At 44.1% G+C, this 22,197-nt stretch carries 19 protein-coding genes; 10 read left to right on the top strand and 9 right to left on the bottom strand.

The features are described from left to right. The first annotated feature begins 128 nt into the window (after positions 1-128). From M1P97_RS11160 to M1P97_RS11145, 4 genes are all read left to right on the top strand, one after another. Positions 129-2,543: an outer membrane beta-barrel family protein gene (locus tag M1P97_RS11160; protein WP_249389114.1), complete on the top strand. Its 2,415-nt coding sequence runs from the start codon at positions 129-131 to the stop codon at positions 2,541-2,543. Positions 2,544-2,675: 132 nt separating this feature from the next. Further along, positions 2,676-3,185 carry an HXXEE domain-containing protein gene (locus M1P97_RS11155; protein ID WP_249389113.1) on the top strand — a complete coding sequence of 170 codons (510 nt, stop codon included), beginning with the start codon at positions 2,676-2,678 and terminating at the stop codon, positions 3,183-3,185. Positions 3,186-3,222: 37 nt separating this feature from the next. Then, positions 3,223-4,026, top strand: a complete 804-nt coding sequence (locus M1P97_RS11150) for an alpha/beta hydrolase (protein WP_195371635.1) — start codon at positions 3,223-3,225, stop codon at positions 4,024-4,026. Between the two features lie 114 nt (positions 4,027-4,140). Then, complete coding sequence (locus M1P97_RS11145) at positions 4,141-4,707, top strand: sugar O-acetyltransferase (protein WP_249389112.1); 567 nt, start codon at positions 4,141-4,143, stop codon at positions 4,705-4,707. Between the two features lie 167 nt (positions 4,708-4,874). On the opposite strand, the gene M1P97_RS11140 is transcribed toward M1P97_RS11145, so the two are convergent. Then, positions 4,875-5,909, bottom strand: coding sequence for an alcohol dehydrogenase (locus M1P97_RS11140; protein WP_249389111.1), 1,035 nt, complete (start codon positions 5,907-5,909; stop codon positions 4,875-4,877). 71 nt (positions 5,910-5,980) lie between these two features. After that, positions 5,981-6,346: a putative quinol monooxygenase gene (locus M1P97_RS11135; RefSeq protein WP_394803906.1), complete on the bottom strand. Its 366-nt coding sequence runs from the start codon at positions 6,344-6,346 to the stop codon at positions 5,981-5,983. A 225-nt stretch (positions 6,347-6,571) separates the two neighbouring features. Between M1P97_RS11135 and M1P97_RS11130 the strand changes: the two genes are divergently transcribed. The 5 genes from M1P97_RS11130 to M1P97_RS11110 all read left to right on the top strand — a co-directional run bounded on the left by M1P97_RS11130 (position 6,572) and on the right by M1P97_RS11110 (position 12,316). Beyond that, positions 6,572-7,483 carry a helix-turn-helix domain-containing protein gene (locus tag M1P97_RS11130; RefSeq protein ID WP_195371643.1) on the top strand — a complete coding sequence of 304 codons (912 nt, stop codon included), beginning with the start codon at positions 6,572-6,574 and terminating at the stop codon, positions 7,481-7,483. A 170-nt stretch (positions 7,484-7,653) separates the two neighbouring features. Next, positions 7,654-9,342 (top strand): energy-dependent translational throttle protein EttA, encoded by a 1,689-nt coding sequence (ettA, locus tag M1P97_RS11125; protein ID WP_249389109.1) that lies wholly within the window; start codon positions 7,654-7,656, stop codon positions 9,340-9,342. Between the two features lie 24 nt (positions 9,343-9,366). Continuing rightward, entirely contained in the window at positions 9,367-10,020 is a 654-nt protein-coding gene (locus tag M1P97_RS11120) for a 3-keto-disaccharide hydrolase (protein ID WP_122373225.1), read from the top strand. Positions 10,021-10,023: 3 nt separating this feature from the next. Continuing rightward, positions 10,024-10,542 carry a GNAT family N-acetyltransferase gene (locus tag M1P97_RS11115; RefSeq protein WP_249389108.1) on the top strand — a complete coding sequence of 173 codons (519 nt, stop codon included), beginning with the start codon at positions 10,024-10,026 and terminating at the stop codon, positions 10,540-10,542. A gap of 325 nt (positions 10,543-10,867) precedes the next feature. Continuing rightward, positions 10,868-12,316: a mechanosensitive ion channel family protein gene (locus tag M1P97_RS11110; protein ID WP_249389107.1), complete on the top strand. Its 1,449-nt coding sequence runs from the start codon at positions 10,868-10,870 to the stop codon at positions 12,314-12,316. Between the two features lie 49 nt (positions 12,317-12,365). Here M1P97_RS11110 and dnaB read toward each other — a convergent pair whose 3' ends face one another. Next, the gene (gene dnaB / locus M1P97_RS11105; RefSeq protein ID WP_195371652.1) at positions 12,366-13,895 is read right to left on the bottom strand and encodes a replicative DNA helicase; all 1,530 of its coding nucleotides are present in this window, start codon (positions 13,893-13,895) and stop codon (positions 12,366-12,368) included. Positions 13,896-14,090: 195 nt separating this feature from the next. Here dnaB and M1P97_RS11100 point away from each other — a divergent pair, with 195 nt between their 5' ends. Next, a complete protein-coding gene (locus M1P97_RS11100; protein ID WP_195371654.1) occupies positions 14,091-15,017 on the top strand; it encodes a magnesium transporter CorA family protein in 927 nt (308 codons plus the stop codon). A 98-nt stretch (positions 15,018-15,115) separates the two neighbouring features. On the opposite strand, the gene M1P97_RS11095 is transcribed toward M1P97_RS11100, so the two are convergent. The 6 genes from M1P97_RS11095 to M1P97_RS11070 all read right to left on the bottom strand — a co-directional run bounded on the left by M1P97_RS11095 (position 15,116) and on the right by M1P97_RS11070 (position 22,186). Continuing rightward, positions 15,116-16,684 (bottom strand): Mfa1 family fimbria major subunit, encoded by a 1,569-nt coding sequence (locus M1P97_RS11095; RefSeq protein WP_195371656.1) that lies wholly within the window; start codon positions 16,682-16,684, stop codon positions 15,116-15,118. Between the two features lie 32 nt (positions 16,685-16,716). Next, complete coding sequence (locus tag M1P97_RS11090; RefSeq protein WP_249389106.1) at positions 16,717-17,724, bottom strand: DUF3868 domain-containing protein; 1,008 nt, start codon at positions 17,722-17,724, stop codon at positions 16,717-16,719. 14 nt (positions 17,725-17,738) lie between these two features. Then, positions 17,739-18,254 carry a DUF3575 domain-containing protein gene (locus tag M1P97_RS11085; protein WP_249389105.1) on the bottom strand — a complete coding sequence of 172 codons (516 nt, stop codon included), beginning with the start codon at positions 18,252-18,254 and terminating at the stop codon, positions 17,739-17,741. Positions 18,255-18,749: 495 nt separating this feature from the next. Next, positions 18,750-19,037: an HU family DNA-binding protein gene (locus M1P97_RS11080; RefSeq protein WP_195371659.1), complete on the bottom strand. Its 288-nt coding sequence runs from the start codon at positions 19,035-19,037 to the stop codon at positions 18,750-18,752. A gap of 12 nt (positions 19,038-19,049) precedes the next feature. Beyond that, the gene (locus M1P97_RS11075; RefSeq protein ID WP_195371661.1) at positions 19,050-19,805 is read right to left on the bottom strand and encodes a tyrosine-protein phosphatase; all 756 of its coding nucleotides are present in this window, start codon (positions 19,803-19,805) and stop codon (positions 19,050-19,052) included. A gap of 14 nt (positions 19,806-19,819) precedes the next feature. Beyond that, positions 19,820-22,186 carry a GumC family protein gene (locus M1P97_RS11070; protein WP_249389104.1) on the bottom strand — a complete coding sequence of 789 codons (2,367 nt, stop codon included), beginning with the start codon at positions 22,184-22,186 and terminating at the stop codon, positions 19,820-19,822. Positions 22,187-22,197: the final 11 nt, after the last annotated feature.

The following is a 22,197-nucleotide window of genomic DNA, read 5'->3' as shown; positions in this document are numbered from 1 at the left end:
GTCTCCGCTATGTCTGACAGTGACAAATGTATCTCTCTCCATGACACGCCGATCAGATCTCCTATTATCTCTTCTCCGTATAGAAAGCACTTGATTAGTTTTGCGACATCAATCATAAACATATCATCATGAAAGGTACTTTAATTCTTATTCTTTTAGTGTTCAGCTTCCATTCCGTTATGGCTGTTTCTCCCCGGATAAAAGGGATGATCCGGGACAAAAGCACAGGCAATCCGATCGAATTTGCGGATGTCATAGTATTAAAGAAAGGGGAAACGGCAGCTGTTTCCAGTACGCTATCCGGAACAGACGGATCTTTCCTGATAACGGATATTAACGACGGGGAATATTCATTATTGGTCAGGTTGATCGGATATGATGTCTATACCCGTGAAACGATTACGCTTCACCCCTCCCAGCCCATATTGGACCTGGGTATTGTCGAATTGCAACCACTGGAAGTCGGATTATCCGAAGTCGTAGTGGAAGGTACGAAAAGGCAGATCATCTATAAACTGGATAAAAAGATCATCGATGCATCCAACAACCTGATGGGAAGCGGCGGTACGGCTGTCGATATTCTTGAAAACACTCCTTCCATACGGGTTGATGTCAATGGTGACGTAACATTCAGAGGGAGTAGCGGCTTTAAAGTATATATCGATGGAAAGCCGAGCTTCTATTCTGGTACACAGGCATTGCAACAGATACCGGCCGGACAGATAGAAAATGTGGAAATCATCACTACCCCATCGGCACGTTATGATACGGATGGTGAAGTCGGCATGATCAACATCGTCACTAAAAAGCATAAACGCCAGGGTATTAACGGTATGGCGAATATGTATGGCAGTACAGCCCTTTCCAATGGAGTCGATTTCCTTATCTCCCAGCAATTGAATAAATTGCAATGGCATTTTGCCGGGCATTGGAACCAACCGATCCGGGAAAGCCACTTCGATCAGCAAAAAACAACTATTGTCGATGATGTAACAACAACATCCATCTCTCATGGTCCCAGAAAAGGGAAGAACTACCATTACGGATTGCGCGGAGGCATCGATTATTCTTTCTCTCCGAAAACATCCGTCAACGCAGAGTTGCAGGTCGTTTACGACAAATTCACCCGTGACGGCAACCTGGACTACACGGAAACCCGCAAAGACGCTACCGGCGAATCCGTCCCGCACAACTTCAACAGCCGCGATGAATTCGACCTGCATTCGACAGTCAATATCGGGAAAGCCGGATTTTCCCATAAGTTTAATGACGATGGACATGCACTTTCCGGCAGTTTCATGTTAGGATATGAAGGAAATCCTATGGAGTATTTCCAGAGCGACCTGTTTGATAAAAGTGACCAACGCCAACAGGGACATCGTGCCTGGGAGGATGAAATACGTTGGACGGTACGGGGTAATGTCGACTATAAATATCCTTACAGTAAGACCGGTCATTTGGAGAGCGGCTATCAGTATCATTCTTACCTGGAAGACGGCGATTACAGTATGCAGTTCTGGAACCCGGAGAAAAAGGAGTTCTACTGGCGCGAAGATATTTACAACACATTCTATTTTCAACGTGGTATCCATTCGGTTTATTTGATAGGCAGCGATAGTTATAAGGCATTCGATGCACAGGTCGGCGTCCGGGGCGAACATACGCACCAGGTATTACGCAGCTCCATCGAAGGAGCAAATCGAAAAGTGAACCGTTTCGAAGTTTTTCCTTCCGTACATATCGGATATACACTTCCCCATGAACAGAAACTGACATTTGCCTATTCGTACCGAACCAACCGTCCGGAACTCTTTTACATGGAGCCATATATCACGTATCGCGATTACTACACAGCCGAGATCGGAAATCCAGACATCCGGCCTGAATATATACATTCTTTTGAACTGAATTACAAAAAGAACTTCGGAGAACAGTTATTACAATCCAGCCTGTTTTACAGGTCGCGAAAAGATAAGATCGAACGCTTGCGTGTCCCGTATCAAGCCGGAGTGACCCTCGACTCTATGGCAAATGTCGGAAACGACCATGCACTGGGTATCGAATTAAACGGACAACTAACGATTAACAAATGGTGGAACCTGAATGTAAACGGAAACGTTTACTACTATAAGGTAGTGAACGATATTCAATCGGGTGGAAAGAAAGAGACCAGTACTAATTATGATATTACATTAAATAATATGTTCCGTGTATTTAAGAACACTCGCATCCAGTTGGACGGTAACTTCGTAGGTCCGTCGGTTACGACGCAGGGACGCTCGGACGCTTTCTGGTTCGTCAATCTGGCAATCCGTCAGCAACTCTTCAGTCCCAACCTGCAATCGACACTTTCTTTCCGGGATATATTCAACTCTGCCCGTTACAGAAGCGATATTACAACAGCAGACCTACAATCCATTACACGCATACGACCGGATTATCCGGTTATAACTTTGTCTATCAGTTATACATTCAATAATTTCAAAAGAGGTTCACAGAACTCACGGGATAACCGAGATCTGTTTGAAGGAACCAATCATTAAAAGAGCTCTTAAGGGTGTGCCAAATGTCCGTATAAAGGACTACAAGATGGTACACCCTTCATACAAATGAATTTTGGAATATCAACATTCTTATTGAAATTTCAATAACTTTGCAATTCAAAATCAAAGTAAATGGGCAATTCTGAAATCATTATATATCTGTTACCTCTCGTCTTTATGATGCATGACTTTGAAGAGATAATAGGCTTCAAAGCATGGTTTGCAAAAAATGGTACATGGTTACAAGCTAAATATCCCCGATTTAGAGAACAAATCAACCATTTAGAAATAATGTCCGTGCCTTCCTTTGCATTAGCAGTCGCAGAAGAATTCATACTGATTAGTATAGCCACAATAATTTATTTACTTTTTGAATGGCCTTATGCATGGCTAGCCTTTTTTACCGCATTTGCTTTTCATATAGGCATACATATCATTCAATTTATAATTATCAGAAAATATATTCCTGTCATAATAACCTCTATTTTATCTATTCCCTATATTATTATCGGGATCGATTACATCGTTCATTCATTTTCCTTCAAAGAAATTGCAATCTGTTTCTCCATAGGATTATTGGTTGCTATTACTAATTTAATATTGGTTCACAAGATAACACCTAAACTAGATAAACTTATATAATCATGTACTTTTACATAATAACTTATCAATAAAAACAATGGATAGATCTAAAATCGAGAAAATAATCTTTTATAGTAATATTCTTAGAAAAGAAATGCAAGTTTGTGTATACTTACCCAAAAACTATGAAACTTCCCCTCCCCTTCCTGTATTATATTTTCTACACGGAAGAAGTGGCAACGAGAATATAATGTTTGAAGTTGATATACAACCTAAAGCAGATTTACTTATACATAACAGAAATATTGAGCCACTAATTATTGTTTGTCCAAGAATTGAAAATAGTCGTGGTATAAACTCTTCTTTTAACAGCCAAGATATTCCTGATTCCATTTACAATGAAAGAATTATCAACCTTGGAATGTATGAAGATTACTTTATACATGAAATAATTCCTTTCATAGACAATACCTTCAACACAATACGAGATAGAAAAAGTAGATTCGTTGGCGGTGCATCGGCTGGAGGATATGCAGCTCTTCATAATGCATTCCGGCATCAGGATCTTTTTTCAAAAGTGGGAGGTCATATGCCCTCATTAGAATTAACTCTAGAAAAAGAAGATATGCCTTATTTTCAGGATATGGATACTTGGGAAAAATATGATCCTATATCTATTGCCCGTAACAACAAAATAATCCTCGACCTTGAGGTTTACCTAGATGCAGGAGATAAAGATGAAGGTGAATTCTATAAAGGTTGCTCAATTTTACAGGATATATTAAAAAAGAGAGCTATTAATTCTCAAAACCACGTATTCCCGGGCCATCATAGTATTGAATATATAAAATCCAATATAGAAAAATATTTGGAATTTTATGGTAAACGTACAAAGGAATAGTAGAATAGTATAAAACCGTAAAAAGGGTAATCTTTCCCCTGATTTGGGTATAGAACAGGATGTATATTCCTTGTAATTTTGCATTATGAAAATATACATCTAAAAATTAAGCTTATGATACTCAACGATTTTTTACAGGTTGTCCGGACACGGGGACCACTCAATACACCGGAAATCCATCGTTTCATGGATGAGATGAGCAATGAGGCACGGCGTATCACCTTCGAACTGAACGGTTCCTATCATAACCCCGACGAGGTTCGGGCATTACTTTCTCGATTGTTCGGATACGAAGTCGATCCGACACTGCGTGTATTTCCTCCGTTCTACACTGATTTCGGGAAAAATATCCAGGTAGGTAAAAACGTTTTTATCAACGCCTGCTGTCACTTTCAGGATCACGGAGGTGTTACCATCGGTGATGATTGTCAAATCGGACACAACGTTGTGTTCGCTACCCTCAACCACGGCCTTACACCGGAAGACCGGAAGACAACCTATCCTGCTCCCATTGTACTTGGCAAAAATGTCTGGATCGGTTCGAATGCCACTATTTTACAAGGCGTAACCATCGGTGACAATGCTATTGTAGCAGCAGGAGCAGTCGTAACAAAAGACGTGGCTGCAAATACGATAGTTGGCGGCGTTCCGGCCAAGTTCATTCGGAACATAGAAATATAAAACGGAGCATCACATCTTCAAAAATATCTCAACAAAAATTTTCTAAAATAAATCATTCATTCTTTCATCCTGACAAATATCCTTCATCTATAAAAACTACACAATCAAGTTAATACAACAACATGAAGGAATGAAGGATTTATTTTGAAAACTTTTTTATTGTATCACTAAACCGAAATAGCCACCTTCACAACCCCATCCAAACGATTTTCAAAGACACGATAAGCCTCTTCAATCTCATTCAACGGAAATTTGTGAGTAATAAGCGGAGTGGTGTCTATCTTACCTTGTTCGATCAATTCGAGAATCTCGGCACAATCACAACCGTCCACGCCCCCAGTTTTAAAGGTCAGGTTCTTTCCATACATATCCGGTAAAGGAAGAAGCTGGGGTTTATCATAGAGGGCAACAACGGTGACAATCGCATTGGGTCGGGCACAATCCCACGCCAAACGGAAAGTATCTTCGCTACCCGCTACCTCCAGGACTACATCTGCACCGCCATGATCGCTGTTACGAAGGACGAAATCCTTACAGTTTTCGGGTTCCGTCACCAGCACATCCGGGTAATGTTCACGGACAAACCGGATTCTTTCAAGGGACTTTTCACAGACAATGATACGTCGCGGCTTCTTCAGCATGACACAAAGCAATGTACAGATACCGGTAGGACCGGCACCAATGATAAGTACTGTATCATCATTGGAAATCTCCGAAATGCGGGCTGCCCAAAAACCTGTAGCCAACACATCACCAACAAATAGAGCTTGCTCGTCGCTAACCGTTTCCGGAATACGGTTTAATCCACTGTCAGCATAAGGAACCCTGACATATTCTGCCTGACCGCCGTCTATACGACATCCTAAAGCCCAACCGCCATTGGGATCTGTGCAGTTGTTGACATACCCATGTTTGCAGAAGAAGCATTCCCCACAGAATGTCTCTACATTTACGGTTACCCTGTCCCCCCGTTTGACGGAAATAACATCAGGACCTACCTGCTCCACAATACCGACCATCTCATGCCCTACCGTTATTCCGGGTACGGCACGTGGTACACTACCGTGTTTAATATGCAGGTCACTCGTACAGATACTACCCAGCGTCATACGCACAATGGCATCACGTGAATCTTTTATTTCCGGTTTCGCCTTCTCGCGCAGTTCGAATTTACCATGTTCAATATATGTGTATGCAAGCATAATCTCTTTCTGTTAGTGAATAGACTTCACAAAGATAGAGAAATCAAAAACAGGCATAACAATCCATATAACTATTTTATTTTTAACCCGGGGATCAACGGAGTAGTGTCGATCAGTTCCAGATGTTTTACCATATCGAGCGTTCCTTGTTTGTATTTCTGGAAATGAGGTGTTTCGATGTGGCTTTTATAGGCAGTTTCATCCGCATAGATTTCAAGTATAGTCACCTTATTCGGATGATCCTTTTCAGCCATTGCATAAAGTAGCAGTACACCCGGTTCCAACCGCATGGATGCTTCTATCTCTTCCTTCAGATAAGCATTATATTCAGCCAACCGTTCCGGATCGACTGTTATTTTCGACAGGCGTACCATATTTTTAGCTTCTTGTGCGATCACCGGATCATCGTCCGCTCCCCCGCAGGCAGCCATCGACATAACGGCCAACAGCATCAATGGAATTAATAAAAACTTTTTCATATTACGACGTATTTATCAGATTATCTTTATTTTAATTATTCTGACACAAAAATAGAGTGCCTGAAACACCGGGATTGTATATATTTTACAGATAATTATACCTTAATCACGGATTCTGAAACAACGGTGGAAATCGTATAAAGAAAAAAACTACATTTGCCATGTATTAAAACAGAAAGTGATATGGAAGAGATCAATAAAGATGAAATTATCGAACTAGACAGTGTAGATCGTTACAACAAGATCTTCGGACTTGAAACCCAGCATCCTTTGGTGAGTGTCGTCGATCTGACCCAATCCACGCAATGGCCAGAAAGAGCCTGGTTCCGCTACGGGGTGTATGCACTATTCCTGAAAGATGTCAAATGCGGTAACATCAAATATGGTCGTCAATATTATGACTATCAGGATGGGACTATCGTCTGCTTCGCTCCGGGACAAGTCACTGACCTGGAAATGCTCCCGAACATACAGCCTCATGCACACGGTATTCTCTTTCATCCCGACCTGATACGTGGTACCGCCCTCGGTCAGGAAATCAGAAACTACTCTTTCTTTTCTTACGAAACCAATGAGGCACTCCATCTTTCCGAAGAAGAGCGGCAAACTGTCATGGACTGCTTACAGAATATTTCAAACGAACTGAAACATGCCATCGATAAACACAGTCGCCGCCTGATCTGTGCCAATATCGGATTATTACTCGACTACTGTATGCGTTACTATGAACGTCAGTTTCAAACACGTGGTGAAGTGAATAGCGACATCATCGTCCGCTTCGAACAGTTACTGAATGATTACTTCGAGGGAGACGCACCGCAAAAAGAAGGATTGCCATCCGTGAAATACTTCGCCGACAAGGTCTTCCTTTCCCCCAACTATTTTGGCGATATGATACGTAAACAAACAGGACGTACCGCCTCAGAGTATATACAGGACCGAGTAATAGGAGTGGCAAAGGAAAAATTACTCTCATCCGACAAAACGATGAGCGAAATAGCTTACGACCTAGGCTTTCAGTATCCACAACATCTCAGCCGTATGTTCAAACGGGTAGTTGGAATAACTCCCAATGAATATCGGATACAGAACTGAAAAGACATCAAACACTGTATACAGCTTCTTCCTGAAGACAATAAACCTAGAAAACAGATAATTCAGCGAAAGAAGAAAATATAAAGAGATATATAAAGCTATTTTCGAATCTGAAGATATTTCCGTAAGTTTGTCCTGGAAAAAAAATTAATAAACATACTTTAATTAATATGGCAGACGATAAGAAAATTATTTTCTCGATGGTTGGCGTGAGCAAGACTTTCCCGCCCCAGAAACAAGTATTGAAGAATATTTATCTGTCTTTCTTCTATGGAGCCAAGATCGGTATTATCGGTTTGAACGGTTCCGGTAAGTCTACCTTGCTGAAGATCATCGCAGGCATTGAAAAAGAATACCAGGGAGAAGTGGTGTTTTCGCCCGGCTATTCGGTAGGTTACCTGGAACAGGACCCGAAACTGGAAGCAGGCAAGACTGTGAAAGAAATCGTACAGGAAGGCGTACAGGATATTGTAGACACATTAAAAGAATACGAAGAAGTAAACGAAAAATTCGGAGATCCGGAAGTGCTGGAAGATCCCGACAAGATGGATGCACTGATCGCCCGTCAGGCAGAATTGCAGGACAAGATCGACGCGACCGATGCCTGGAACCTCGACAGCCGCCTGGAACGTGCGATGGATGCCCTGCGCTGCCCGCCCGAAGATCAGATAGTCGATACGCTGTCAGGAGGTGAACGCCGCCGTGTTGCCCTTTGCCGCCTGTTGCTTCAGCAGCCGGATGTGTTGCTGCTCGATGAACCGACCAACCACCTGGATGCCGAGTCGATCGACTGGCTGGAACAACACCTGCAGCAATATGCCGGTACAGTGATCTGTATCACGCACGACCGTTACTTCCTCGACCATGTGGCAGGCTGGATTCTGGAACTCGACCGTGGCGAAGGTATTCCCTGGAAAGGCAATTACTCTTCCTGGCTGGATCAGAAGACGAAGAAGATGGCTATGGAAGAAAAGCAGGTTAGCAAACGCCGCAAGACGCTGGAGCGCGAGCTGGAATGGATCAAAATGGCTCCCAAAGCCCGTCAGGCCAAGGGTAAGGCTCGTCTGAACTCATACGAAGCGTTGCTGAACGAGGACCAGAAAGAACGCGAAGCCAAACTGGAAATCTTTATCCCGAACGGTCCGCGCCTGGGTAACAAGGTGATCGAGGCACAGCATGTAGCGAAGGCTTTCGGTGAGAAACTGTTGTTCGACGACCTCAACTTCATGCTTCCTCCGAACGGTATCGTCGGTGTGATCGGCCCGAACGGTGCCGGTAAGACAACGCTGTTCAAGATGATCATGGGCATGGAAAGCATCGACAAAGGTACATTCGAAGTGGGCGAAACCGTGAAAGTAGGTTATGCCGACCAGACACATAAAGATATCGATCCGAAAAAGACCGTTTTCCAGGTTGTTTCCGGAGGACAGGAATTTATCCGCGTAGGTGGAAAAGAGATCAACTCGCGTGCTTACCTGTCACGGTTCAATTTTGCAGGTGCCGACCAGGAAAAACTTTGCGGTGTCCTGTCAGGTGGAGAACGCAACCGCCTGCATCTCGCCATCACGCTGAAGGCCGAAGCCAACGTGCTGCTGCTGGACGAACCGACCAACGATATCGACGTGAACACGCTGCGTGCACTGGAAGAAGGTCTGGAAAACTTCGCCGGATGTGCCGTTGTCGTTTCCCACGACCGTTGGTTCCTCGACCGTATCTGTACGCATATCCTGTCGTTCGAAGGCGATTCGAATGTGGTCTTCTACGAAGGAACGTATTCCGAATATGAAGAATACAAGCGCAAACAGGGCGGCGACACAGAGCCTAAGCGCGTACGTTACCGTAAACTTATTGTTGATTAATTACTTTATAATTCATTTAGAACCATGAAAAAAAGAATGCTCTGCATGGCGGCTATCGCTGCCGCTTTCCTCTGTTTCGGAAGCGATGCTAACGCACAGAAAACAATCAAGTTGTTCAACGGGAAAGACCTTTCCAACTGGAACTTTGTCGTCGACAAAAATTCCGTTCCGGCCGAACAGGTTTATTCCGTAGGCGACGGCGTGATAAAGATCAAAGGACAGCCTTTCGGTTACATGTACACGAAAGAGAAATACGACAACTATAAGTTGCATGTGGAATGGCGTTGGCCGAATGGCGACCAGGGTGCGAACAGCGGAATTTTCCTGTTGATCGCCGAGCCGAAGAATCCGTTCCCGAACGGTATCGAATGTAACCTGATGTTAGGCAGCGCCGGTGATTTCGTCCTGTTGGGCGGTTCCGACCTGGCACAGTATCAAGGCAAGCCCGGCGAACCTCGTCCCGGTTTCCCGGTAGTGAAAAAGAACGCTCCCAGCAGCGAGAAGCCTGCCGGAGAGTGGAACGAAGCCAACATCTACGTGAAAGACGGTAAGATCAACGTCTACATCAACGGCGTTTACCAGAACACGGGATGGAACAAGCAGAAAGACGGTTACATCGGCTTGCAGAGCGAAGGGAAAGAAGTGGAGTTCCGTAATGTGACGCTCACTCCCTGGTAATTTATGGAATACATCATCAGACAAGAGACGGAGCAAGATCACCCGGCTATCTACGACCTGATCCGGACGGCATTCGAAACGGCGAAAGTCACTGACGGGGACGAACAGGACTTCGCTGTCAATCTAAGGAATAACAGTAAATTATACATTCCCGAACTGGCGCTGGTAGCCGAAGAAGGTGGCAAGCTGATCGGTCATATCATGTTGACCAATACGTATATCACCCAACCGGACGGCAGCCGGTTCGACGTCCTCTTGGTTGCTCCGCTTTCGGTTGCCGTGGAATATCGAAGCAAGGGTATCGGCGGCGCACTTATGCGGGAAGGTCTGAAACTCGGCAAAGAGATGGGATATAAGGCGGCATTCCTGTGTGGCGATCCGAATTACTATCACCGGCTTGGCTTTAAGTCGATCGCTGATTTCGGACTGACACACAAGAGTATTCCGGCGGAATATGTCATGGGATGCGAGTTAGTCCCCAGCAGCCTGAAAGGGATTACAGGGGAAGTGCGGGTTGAATAAACGGTCCCGAATCAGTCTGAAAAAATAACGAGGGTGTGTCAAAACCCTCTTTTTAACAAAATCACCCCTGCTACAGATACTTGTGACAGGGGTGATTTTTCTGTTTTGGGTGTTTTGACACACCCTCGTCAATAAAAGTAAAGCAGATTTCTCAATTTAGCAACTACGACCAAAGTCTCACCAACAGTCCAGCCAAAACCACCCGTAAAGATTGTCTTCGATAAGCTCTCCACGTTTGAAGTTATTGATCAACTCCACAAATCTAACGTAACAATTTAGCTTCTTCATTGTTGTATCTAAGTCAACAATAAAAACGAACGCCGACATGAGACTGTACAGATCATTATATCTTCTTCTGCTACTATTGGTTATGCATATAACGGGGCAGGCGCAATTGCAAAAGGTCATCAAGGATATTTTTTCGGCTGACGAAATAACGACGGAACATGCCGACTCCGACTCTATCGCCTCGTCCGGGTTGCAAAAATACGATGCGACTTTCAAGCTGAAAAGCGGACAGATACAGAAACTCGACTCGCTGCGGAAAGAGTCGGTCGCCAAAGAGAAAGAGATGAAATATCACGACAGCTGGTGGCAGACGGGGAAACATATCTTTTATTTCGTATTGGTATTGCTGGGACAATTCCTACTGTTCCGCCTATCTTCCTGGCTTTACAAGAAACTGAAAAACCGCATCCAGCAGTTGAAAGATACCAAGCTGAAACCAATCTCCATACAGAATTATGAGATACTGGATACGCAGAAACAGGTCTCCCTGTTGATCTTCCTTGCGAATATCCTCCGCTATCTCCTATTGTTCATCCTGCTGGTTTTAACGATACCGATCCTTTTCTCCATCTTCCCGCAGACAAAAGAACTGGCGTATAAGATCGCCTATTATATCTGGAATCCCGTGAAGGATATCCTGGAAGGCATCCTCGGCTATATCCCTAATCTTTTCACGATCATCGTAATCTGCCTGGCCATAAAATACGTCATTAAGGGCATCCGCTTCCTTGCCACGGAGATAGATGCGGGCAGGTTGAAGATTAACGGTTTTTATTCGGACTGGGCGATGCCGACCTATCATATCGTCCGTTTCCTATTGTATGCTTTTATGATTGCGATGATTTATCCTTACCTGCCGGGAGCCAATTCGGGTGTCTTTCAGGGAGTATCCGTTTTTGTCGGGCTAATCGTCTCGCTCGGTTCCAGCACGGTGATCGGGAATATTATTGCCGGGTTCGTGATTACTTATATGCGCGCCTTCAAGCAAGGCGACCGGATCAAACTGAACGACACGGTAGGCAACGTGATCGAAAAGACCGCCTTCGTCACCCGTCTGCGCACCATCAAGAATGAGATCGTGACGATACCGAACTCCTTCATCATGTCATCACAAACAGTCAACTATACTTCGTCGGCACGCACTTACGGGCTGATCATCCACTCGGAGGTAACGATCGGCTACGATGCCCCCTGGCGCAAGGTGCATCAACTTCTGATAGATGCCGCCCAAGCAACACCCGGCGTGATGCCCGAACCGGCTCCCTTCGTTCTCGAAACGGCCCTGAGCGACTTCTACCCTGTCTACCAGATCAACGCTTATATCCAGGAGGCGAACAATATGACGACCATCTATTCCGCCCTTCATCAGAATATCCAGGATTATTTCGATAAGGCAGGCATAGAGATCATGTCCCCCCATTACACGGCGTTCCGCAATGGCAATGCTTCTACGATCCCCAAAGAAGAAGAGACGAAAACGAATTAAGCAGGCTTCAAATCCGGGAACAGGCGCACATGATCTTATCCTCGACTGATCAGAACGGAACCTCGCTGCTGCTGCCCTGGTTCAGGAAATCTGCACCGGCAGGCGGTATCGGAGGTAACGGATCTTCACTGTTCATATTCGATGAGAACTCGCGTACGGCAACATCCTCATCTATATTCATAAATTTCGCATAATCGCCTTTAAACCGCAGACGCACATCACCTGTCGCACCGTTACGATGCTTGGCGATAATGATCTCCGCCAGACCGACCAGCGAGTTACCACGCTCATCTTCCGTGATCTTATAATATTCCGGACGGTGGATAAAGCAAACCATATCCGCATCCTGCTCGATCGCTCCCGATTCACGGAGGTCGGCCAACTGCGGACGCTTTCCTTCGGCTCCCTGACGGCTTTCCACACCACGGTTCAACTGCGACAGTGCGATGATCGGTATGTTCAACTCCTTCGCCAACCCTTTCAATGAACGGGAGATCGTACTTACCTCCTGCTCACGGCTGCCGAAACTCATACCACTCGCATTCATCAACTGAAGGTAGTCGATGATGATACATCGTACCCCATGCTCACGCACCAGACGGCGTGCCTTGGTACGCAACTCAAACACCGAAAGACTCGGCGTATCGTCCACATAGATAGGTGCATCATACAACTCCTTGATCTTGAAGTCCAGCTGCTCCCACTCATAACTTTCCAAACGTCCGCTCTTGATCTTCTCGCCCGGGATCTCACATACGTTTACGATCAGACGGTTTACCAACTGGACGTTACTCATTTCAAGCGAGAACAAGGCAACCGGCACATTATGGTTCACCGCCATATTCTTCGCCATGGAAAGTACGAACGCCGTCTTACCCATCGCAGGACGGGCAGCGATAATGATCAAGTCGGAATTCTGCCATCCCGAAGTGATCTTATCCAGCGCATCGAAACCGGTACGCGTACCGCTCAGACCCTCCTTCTGGTTCGCCGCTTTCTGCAACAAATCCATCGCATCCTTGATAACGGGATTGATCTGGGTTACGTCCTTCTTTACATTTCGCTGGGATATCTCGAACAGTTTACCTTCCGCTTCCTGCATCAGGTCTTCCACGTCGATCGTTTCGTCAAAAGCCTTTCCCTGGATCATCGCAGTGAAAGAGATCAACTCTCTCGCCAGGTATTTCTGTGCGATGATACGGGCATGATATTCGATATGCGCGCTACTGGCGACCTTGCCGGTCAACTGCGAGATATAAAACGGTCCGCCCACCTGGTCCAGTTCGCCGCGTTTCCTCAGCTGCTCTGTCACCGTCAGCATGTCGACCGGCCGCTGGCTGGCTGCCAGATCCACAATAGCCGCATAGATCATCTCGTGCGACTTTTCGTAAAAGCATTCCGGCTTCAAGATCTCACTGATGATCGAATAAGCATCTTTTTCAAGCATCAAGGCACCTAAAACGGCCTCTTCCAACTCACGAGCCTGTGGCTGCAGACGTCCCATATCAGACACTACAACAGGTTTTTGTTTCCCCCTTCCGGAGTTTCCTCTTCCGGTATTTTTAGTTCCTTCTGCCATTCTCTTTAGTAATTTTCGAATGCCAAAAATACGATTTTTATTTGGTATTCATTCCTTTTTTCTACCTTTGCAGCCGTAAAAAGTAATTAACTAATTATGGACGACAGTATTCCGCGAGAAACATTAACAAACAAAAATTAGCGGACGGAGGTTTCTTATTACCTCTGTTCGTATCAACAACGAAAGGAGGCAATAATGAGATCGTTTCTTTATTGTGAAGCCGGCTTTGTGGAAAAAGACAAGTGGCTTCCCGACTGCTGGGTAAATGTAGAATGCCCTACCCCTGAAGATATCCAATACCTTTTAAACCAATTTCACGTACCCCAATCATTCCTGAGCGATATCGAGGATACCGACGAACGTCCGCGTATCGAGTATGAAGGGAACTGGTTGCTGACGATCCTGCGTATCCCGGTACAGAGCACCGAAAGCGGCATACCTTTCACAACTGTCCCGATCGGCATCATCACGAATAACGAGATCATTATCTCCGTCTGTTATCATAAGACGGAATTATTGCCCGATTTCATTCGTTACAGTCGGCGCAAAGAACTCGTCGTACGTCACAAATACGACCTGATCCTGCGACTGATCCATTCGTCTGCCGTCTGGTTCCTGAAATATCTGAAACAGATCAACAACGAAGTGGCACGTGCCGAAAAAGCGCTGGAGAAAAGTATCCGTAACGAAGACCTGCTGCGGTTGATGAAGCTGGAGAAAAGTATGGTTTATTTCAATACGTCCATCCGTGGAAATGAAGTGATGCTCTCGAAGCTGCAAAGTATTTTCCAGGAACCGATGTATATGGATGCCGAACTGGTGGAAGATGTGGAAACCGAGTTGAAGCAGGCGCATCTCACAGTGAACATTTACAGCGATATCCTTACCGGAACGATGGATGCCTTCGCCTCCATCATCTCCAACAATGTGAACACCATCATGAAACGCATGACCTCCATATCGATCATCCTGATGGTTCCGACACTGATAGCCAGCTTCTACGGCATGAATGTGATCAACTATGTAGAAGAACTACCGCACGGATTTGTCGTGATCGTACTCTTTTCCATCACCCTGTCGGCACTGGCATTCTTTATCTTCAAGAGGATCAAGTGGTTCTGATATTGTTATTGCAATAAAAAAATAGCCACGGAATAAACCGTGGCTACCTGGCCTGTTTTCATGGAAACAATCACTGTCTCCTGAACAACAATATATACTTATTTAAGGGTTGCGCCTCCGTCTCCTCCCTGATTCCGGACAATCCAGGGTAACACATTAAAATCCATTTTCAGATAAGCTTCATATTCATCCGGTTTTTCCGGATCGATCTCCGGAGTTCCCGTGCCGAGTCCAGAGATATTGGTCACCAGCAAACGATAAATATTGTTGCGTACAATCGCAAACTCCATGACTCCCATCTCATTCTCCTTATTATTATCCAGATGTCTGATCCAGTAATTATAATAGCAATAGTAGCTCGACACCTCCGGATCTTTCCGGTAACGTTTCACAAACACTTTTGCCAGCTCTTCATCGGTCGATCCTTCCGTAATACCATCCAATTTGAATCCGGCATCTTTCATTGCCTGGATGCCGGTATAAAATTTATAGTTCGCATAATAGATAACATCAGGTCTCGCATCAGTCGTCTCCTTATTCTCTCCCCAAAGAGTCTCAGGTGTAAAACTGGCCTTAAACCGGACTCCGGTGGAATAAGCATTCAATTGGTTCGTTTTAAACATACAGTTTTCAAGACAGTAAAAACCATGGAACGAATTAACCGGTACAGACTGCCAGTTTTCTGCAACCGTCTTCAATGGATAAGCATAATATCCGTCCGTATTATCGAAATCGGTAGCCCCATCTATCGTTTTCGAGAAGAAATAAGGATCGATCACATACCCGTTAACAGGATTTATCTCCCCGAAATTTCCGTTTGTAATGGTATAGGAAGAAGGAACCCGGTTTGCCGTCAGGACTGCCGTATGACGGAAGGTGTAAAACCAACGGCTTAAGTTGATGTACTGGAATCCGGACAGGCTGATGGAAACATATTTATCGCCATCGCCGGTCGTCAGATCGTATTTCTCTTTCGACTGTCCGACCAATACTTTAGCCATAGCCCGTTCCAGATTTATAGTTATAATAGTAGGATCTTCCGACGGTAAAATCTCACGGACAGTCACTTTCAAATTCGAATCCGTAGTACCCTCATATAAACCGCTATTGTCGGCACGCCCTGTCATCAATAAAGTACCATCCTCGGTCAAAACCCCGAAGCCGTCTTTATAGGTGGATCTGTCCACCAGGTTGATAAACTCATTCTCCGTATTGAAAGAACCTGTCACATCCCCGTTGGCAACCGTAAAAACATCATACGTACCCGGATCTATCAAGACCCTGTTAGCCGTGTACTTTACGATATGTTCACTCTGGTTTCCGGAAGAAGCATTTTCCGAAACCTGCGGTCCTGCCGTACGGGTTATATTCTCCAACGAGATCTTTTTATATAAAGCCTTCGTATCCGAATTGAACAGATAAACGGTAAGCGACTTTACATTATACTCATTGGCAGTACCGGTTTCATAAATACCCGAAGTTTCCGCCCCACCGGCTTTGGTCGAAGAACTGTTAGGAACGACAAAAGCGAACCGGACATTTCCTTCTCCCTCGTCTACAAAGCCGGAATTATCTTCCGGTAATACATCTGCATCGTTAATACATCCCGACAAGCCCAATACCAGGCATAACAGTCCTGCTGATTTTACAAAAAAGTTGTTTTTCATATGATAAAAGCACTTAGTAAATAATTATACATTCAATGACGTTTATTATTCTCAAAAAACGCAGCCAAATTCATACCGGCCTCTTCCGATCCTTCCGCTTTTGCCGCTTTCAGCAGACGAATGCCTTCATACAGATTTCCGGTCATCAACTCATACACCCCTTTGCAATTTTTATAAGCCAGGGTTTCATGGGGTGCCATCCGCAGATACTCCCCGGCTGCCTGCCAGTTCCCCTGCTCGATAGCAGCCGCTGCCGCATTCAGATTGGCAACCGGATGAGCCGGGTAAATCTTTACACTCGTTTCCATTATCTGATAAAATTTCCCCGGTTCATTTTTATAGCTCAACGCCACCATATACAATTCGCGTAAAGAAAGCATCTGGGGATTCATTTCCGCCACCACCCTGGCCTCTTCCAGGTTAAAACTCAATTCTTTCTGATTCCGGACATCGGTCGCATCACTTTCCGGAGAAATATATGAAGCTTTTAACCCGGATACTTCCGAAACCTTCGGCGAAGGTGTAACATCATTGATTACAGTATTCTTTACTTCCGGTGACCTTCCCGATCCTTTCAGACCGACCGTTTCCCGGACAATTTCCCCGGAAGAAGCCAGCCTGTTTACCTTCAAAAACAGTTCCGGCATACGCATCCAATTTTCGGAAGCAACAGAAGTATTATAGATCACTTCACAAGGGGATTCTCCCGTCAGCTCCCTGACAAGAAAATATTTCTCCCCTTCAATACCTTTTCGTTTATTCAATACACGGTTCCGTTCATATATGCGATGTCTTTTTTTACCGTTCAACAAGACAGGCGCAAGTTCTTTCTCCTGCCTGTTCTCTTTTATCACCGGAATAATGGTAAGCGATTCGTCTGATGTGAAATCATGGGTATTGACAATACATTTCACCGATACCATCAACGAATCACCTTTCACAAAACATGACTGCGATTTTATCTCCACATCAATATCCTTTGCATATAAGGAGTTGCAAATAAAAAATAAGCCCAACAACACGAGCGGATTGATTTTCATATTTATTGTTTTTTTTATTGTATAAAGTAAATTAGAGATATGCCTATTTGTGTCGGTCCCACATAATTGGTATGCGCCTTTTCTATGCGGGGCATTCCTTTTTCCTGCCCGTATTTATCATAACTCAGATAAGCATACCCCAAAGCAATACCAGCTTCCAGGTTCCATAGCGGACTTATCATCCATTGGTATCCGTAAGAAATTCCGGCACCGACCAGATTTCCCTGAAAACGATAATCAGACAATATTCCTCCCCAATTAAAACGCGCATAATGGGCCTGTATACCTACAAAACTTCCCTGAAAAACTTCACCAAACCATCTTCTGAATTCCGGTTGTATAAGCAGATGTTTCATCTTCTTGTTATCAGCAAAAGTCCACGGGTTATAACTGATGATAGAACTGAACGAATAGGCATCTTTGCATTTTATTTCTCCCCCGATATTCAAAGACGACGTCAAATCATAAAGTATATTTGTTTTCACTGCAATATTCTGACAGTTCAATTTAGATAAAGAACTGATAATCATTATTATAAAAATCAGATTCTTAGGACTATAAAGCCCTACAAATACCCTACGACACATTATCATAATAATACTAAAAACAACTATATAATTACTTTTATATCGCATATCAGATGTTATAGAAAAATATTAATACTATATCAGATTATATTACTCACATTTTAATAAAAAAATAATGACTAAAATAAACGAACGTTTTTTCTAGTCATTACTCCGAAACGAAAATTCAAGATAATATGATTATTGTAACTTCTCGAAAAATAGCATATATCTTTCTGTAATTCAATGAAATAAAAAGATAAAAAACGCTTTGTTTTTCATTTAATATAAAATATATTTGCACCAAATAAATGACTAGAAAAAACGTTCGTTTATTTTAGTCATTACATCGGATCTTTATGAATTCAGCATAAAAAAACTCTGTATTTTCCGACTTTAATTGAAATAATATCGGAAAATACAGAGTTAAATAGTCAACCGGATGAAAGCTTGAAGCAGCTACTCTTCCTCTTTATTCAGTTTTCTGACCAGGTCATCCGCTGCACGAAATTTCACGGTACTTCTGGGGGCAAGCATCAGGGGTTCCATTGTTTGTGGATTCCTGACAGGACGCGGTTTCTGAAGTATAGGAGAAAAAACTCCAAGGCCACCTATCCTTACTTTGTTTTCGGATCTAACTTCTTCAAATACCGTGTCAATGAAGGTATTCAAAACATTCCGTACAGCACTTTGCGTATACCCTGTCTTTTCTGCGATAGAGTATATCAACTCTCTTTTGTTCATCATATCTTTACAGTTTTAAAATTTTTGTTCCGCCAACGATCCACTGTTCCAAAGCAAATCGTTATTATCAAATAGTTTGTAGATTTGTCGTATCTGGCTTCCTGACAAATAGAGCTTTTTCAGGCCTTTTTCATAATCGGCCAGCCGATGATAGTCCGAACCCACATAATCGTAATATCCCTTATCCAACAGATTCCGGGCAACCGATCGGGGTTGTTTTCCATACAACCCGGCCAACGAGAACAAATTCAACTGGAATTTATACCCCTTGTCTTTCAGAAAAGAATAATCATCCTGCGTCATATACTGATACAGTTCCGGATGAGCGATAACAGGCTTATACCCTTCCAGCATAAGATCGAATAAAAAGGTCAGGTATTTCTCGGGTGCCGATAAACGGGAAGTCTCCACCAATATCTGCTTACCGGGGAAAGTCAATACTTTTCCCCTCTTGCGGGCATCAAAACCATTATCCAGCATATATTCAGCAGCCAGATATAATTCAATATCCGCAGGACAACACTCTTTCAGAATGGAATATTTTGCCAGTAAAAGTTCTAATGAATTATTCGTACACTCTTCCGCAATATGGGGAGTAAGGAAGATCCGTTTCACACCGACCTCCCTCATTCTCTCCAATGCGGTTATCGAGTCCATTAAGGACTCCGATCCCCCGTCCACATTGGGAAGCAGATGCGCATGCACATCTGTCATTCCCTCGAGCAATGTGGTATAAAGAATGTTTCTCTTTGGTACAATCCAGGTTAACATAACAAATTCAATATTTATTTCTTCTTTTCATTCCCGTATCCATACCCATAGCCATAGCCATAACCGTATCCATATCCGTATCCATATCCATAACCTGAATGGTTATAGCGTACACCGTTCAGGATCAGACTCATATTCTTGAATTTATCCTGTTTATACAGTTTTTCCAACTCAGGTAGTTGCCGGCGATCCATCAATCCGGCACGCAGGATATAAATGGTCAGGTCAGCCACACGATTTACAATCGCCGCATCGGCCACCAAACCGGCCGGCACATTATCCAGAATAATGTAATCATACCGCTTCTTCAACTCTTCGACCAGGGTTTCCAAACGAGTGCTCAACAATAGTTCGGACGGATTAGGAGGTACAGGCCCGGTATGAATGATATCCAGGTTTTCCGCTAGTTCTCCTTTTCCAATGATAGAATCGATATTATCCACTTTCCCGGATAAATAATTAGTTATCCCCATGTTAGTAACGTTACTAACATGGCTGCTAAGGGTACCCTTACGAATATCGAGATCGACCAGTATCACCTTCTTACTGGTTAAGGCGAAGCTCATGGCCAGGTTCATCGACACAAATGTCTTACCGGCATTCGGGTTGAAAGAAGTGAACATCACCACTTTCATATCCTTCGCTTTCACACGCATGAAATCCATATTCGTACGTACAATACGGAATGCTTCCGAAATACTGTCACGCCCGTTTTCACGCACGACTATTTCATCTTTATTCTTCTTGTCACGTAAAGGTATCTCTCCCAGGAACGGGATCGATACGGCATCTTCTATATCCTTGCGTGTACGTACAGTCGTGTTCATAACCACCTGCAACCAAATAATCCCCGACGGGATAGCCAGTCCAAGCACCACAGCCGCCAATAGAATCATCATCGATTTTGGTGCTACCGGGTTTCTGCTCCCCTGAGCCGCATCGATAACACGGGCATTACTTTCGGTAATTGCCTGCGACAAAGCATTCTCTTCCCTCTTATTCAATAGGTAGAGATACAACTCTTCCTTAATTTTCTGCTGACGCTCAACCGACAACACATATTTCTGTTGCGTCGGTACAGCCGAAATACGGCGGCTGGTCTGTGCCTCCCGCTCCTTGATATTCTTTATTTTGATATTCAGTCCGACAATCAGGTTATCGATAGCCCGGATAATAGTCTGCTTCATCGCAACCAACGAATTGTTCAGGTCCATCACCACCGGATTCTTGTTACTGCTGTTGCTGATCAGTTTGTCACGTTTCAATAATAGACCGTTATATTCGCTGATCTGACCTTCGATATTCACATCCGCAATACCGGAATTAGCCGGTATCAGGTCCGAGCTTTTATGCGGGTCTATCAGGTAATCGCGGATATATTTAGCCAAAGTCACCTGATTCTCCAAGCCAAGTCCTTCCTGGCTATATTGGCTGCTCTCCTGCAGATACATCCCTGTTTCGGAACTGATGTCGGTCAACTGGTTTTCCCGCTTATAAGTCTCGATATCGGCGTCCACACTTCCTAATTCTTTTTCAATAATGATCAGACGGTCATTGATAAAATTGGAAGTATTCACCGTCACCTGGTTCTTGTCGTTTATCGCATCTTCATTATAGACAGCGATCAACATATTCAATACATCCTCTGCCCGTGGAATAGAAACATCCTGCAAGGTCAGGTTGATGATCGTTGCCGTTTTACTGGCTAATGCAACCTGAAGGGCATTACTATAACCCAAAGCGACATCCACCCTGTTCTTTTTCACAACAGCCACCGGCTTGCCGAAATATTTATCCGAATAATATAAAGTCGGAGTAACCACCAGCTTTCCGATAGATGTAATCACCGTATCGTTCAACGCCACCTTCAACATTTTTGTCTCGTCCGTTGAAAAATCCGACAACATCACTTCCGTCGCCGTCAAAGGTGTCACATTCAACGAAAAAGCCTGTGTCGCCTCCGCTTCCGGAAACTGCACGGCAATGGGCGACTGGGTATACAGTTCAACCGTACGCAACCCGTCCTTCACCGTATAACCGATATCCAGGTTCAGCCGTTCGGCCACGCTATTCATCAACCGCCTCGACTTGAACACCAACACTTCGTTATCCACATTGCTTTTGACATTGAACATGTTCAACTCTTCAAAAGCAGCCGACTCACTCAGACCGCCTCCTTTGCTGTTGTCTTTTATCAGAACCGAAGCCGTACGCGTATACACTTTCGGCGCCCATTTCAGATACAGGAAGCCCGCTCCGCAACAAATCAGAACGGATAAAAGGAACCAATACCAGTTAATCAGAACAATATGGAAAAGATCTTTCAAATTCAGTTCGTTTTCTTCCCCTCTCAAATAAGTAGTTTCTTGTTCAGAATTCATTAGGTTCTCCG

The sequence above is a fragment of the Parabacteroides leei genome (assembly GCF_023369805.1).
Classification (GTDB): domain Bacteria; phylum Bacteroidota; class Bacteroidia; order Bacteroidales; family Tannerellaceae; genus Parabacteroides; species Parabacteroides leei.
This window is presented reverse-complemented; position numbering and strand designations above follow the sequence as displayed.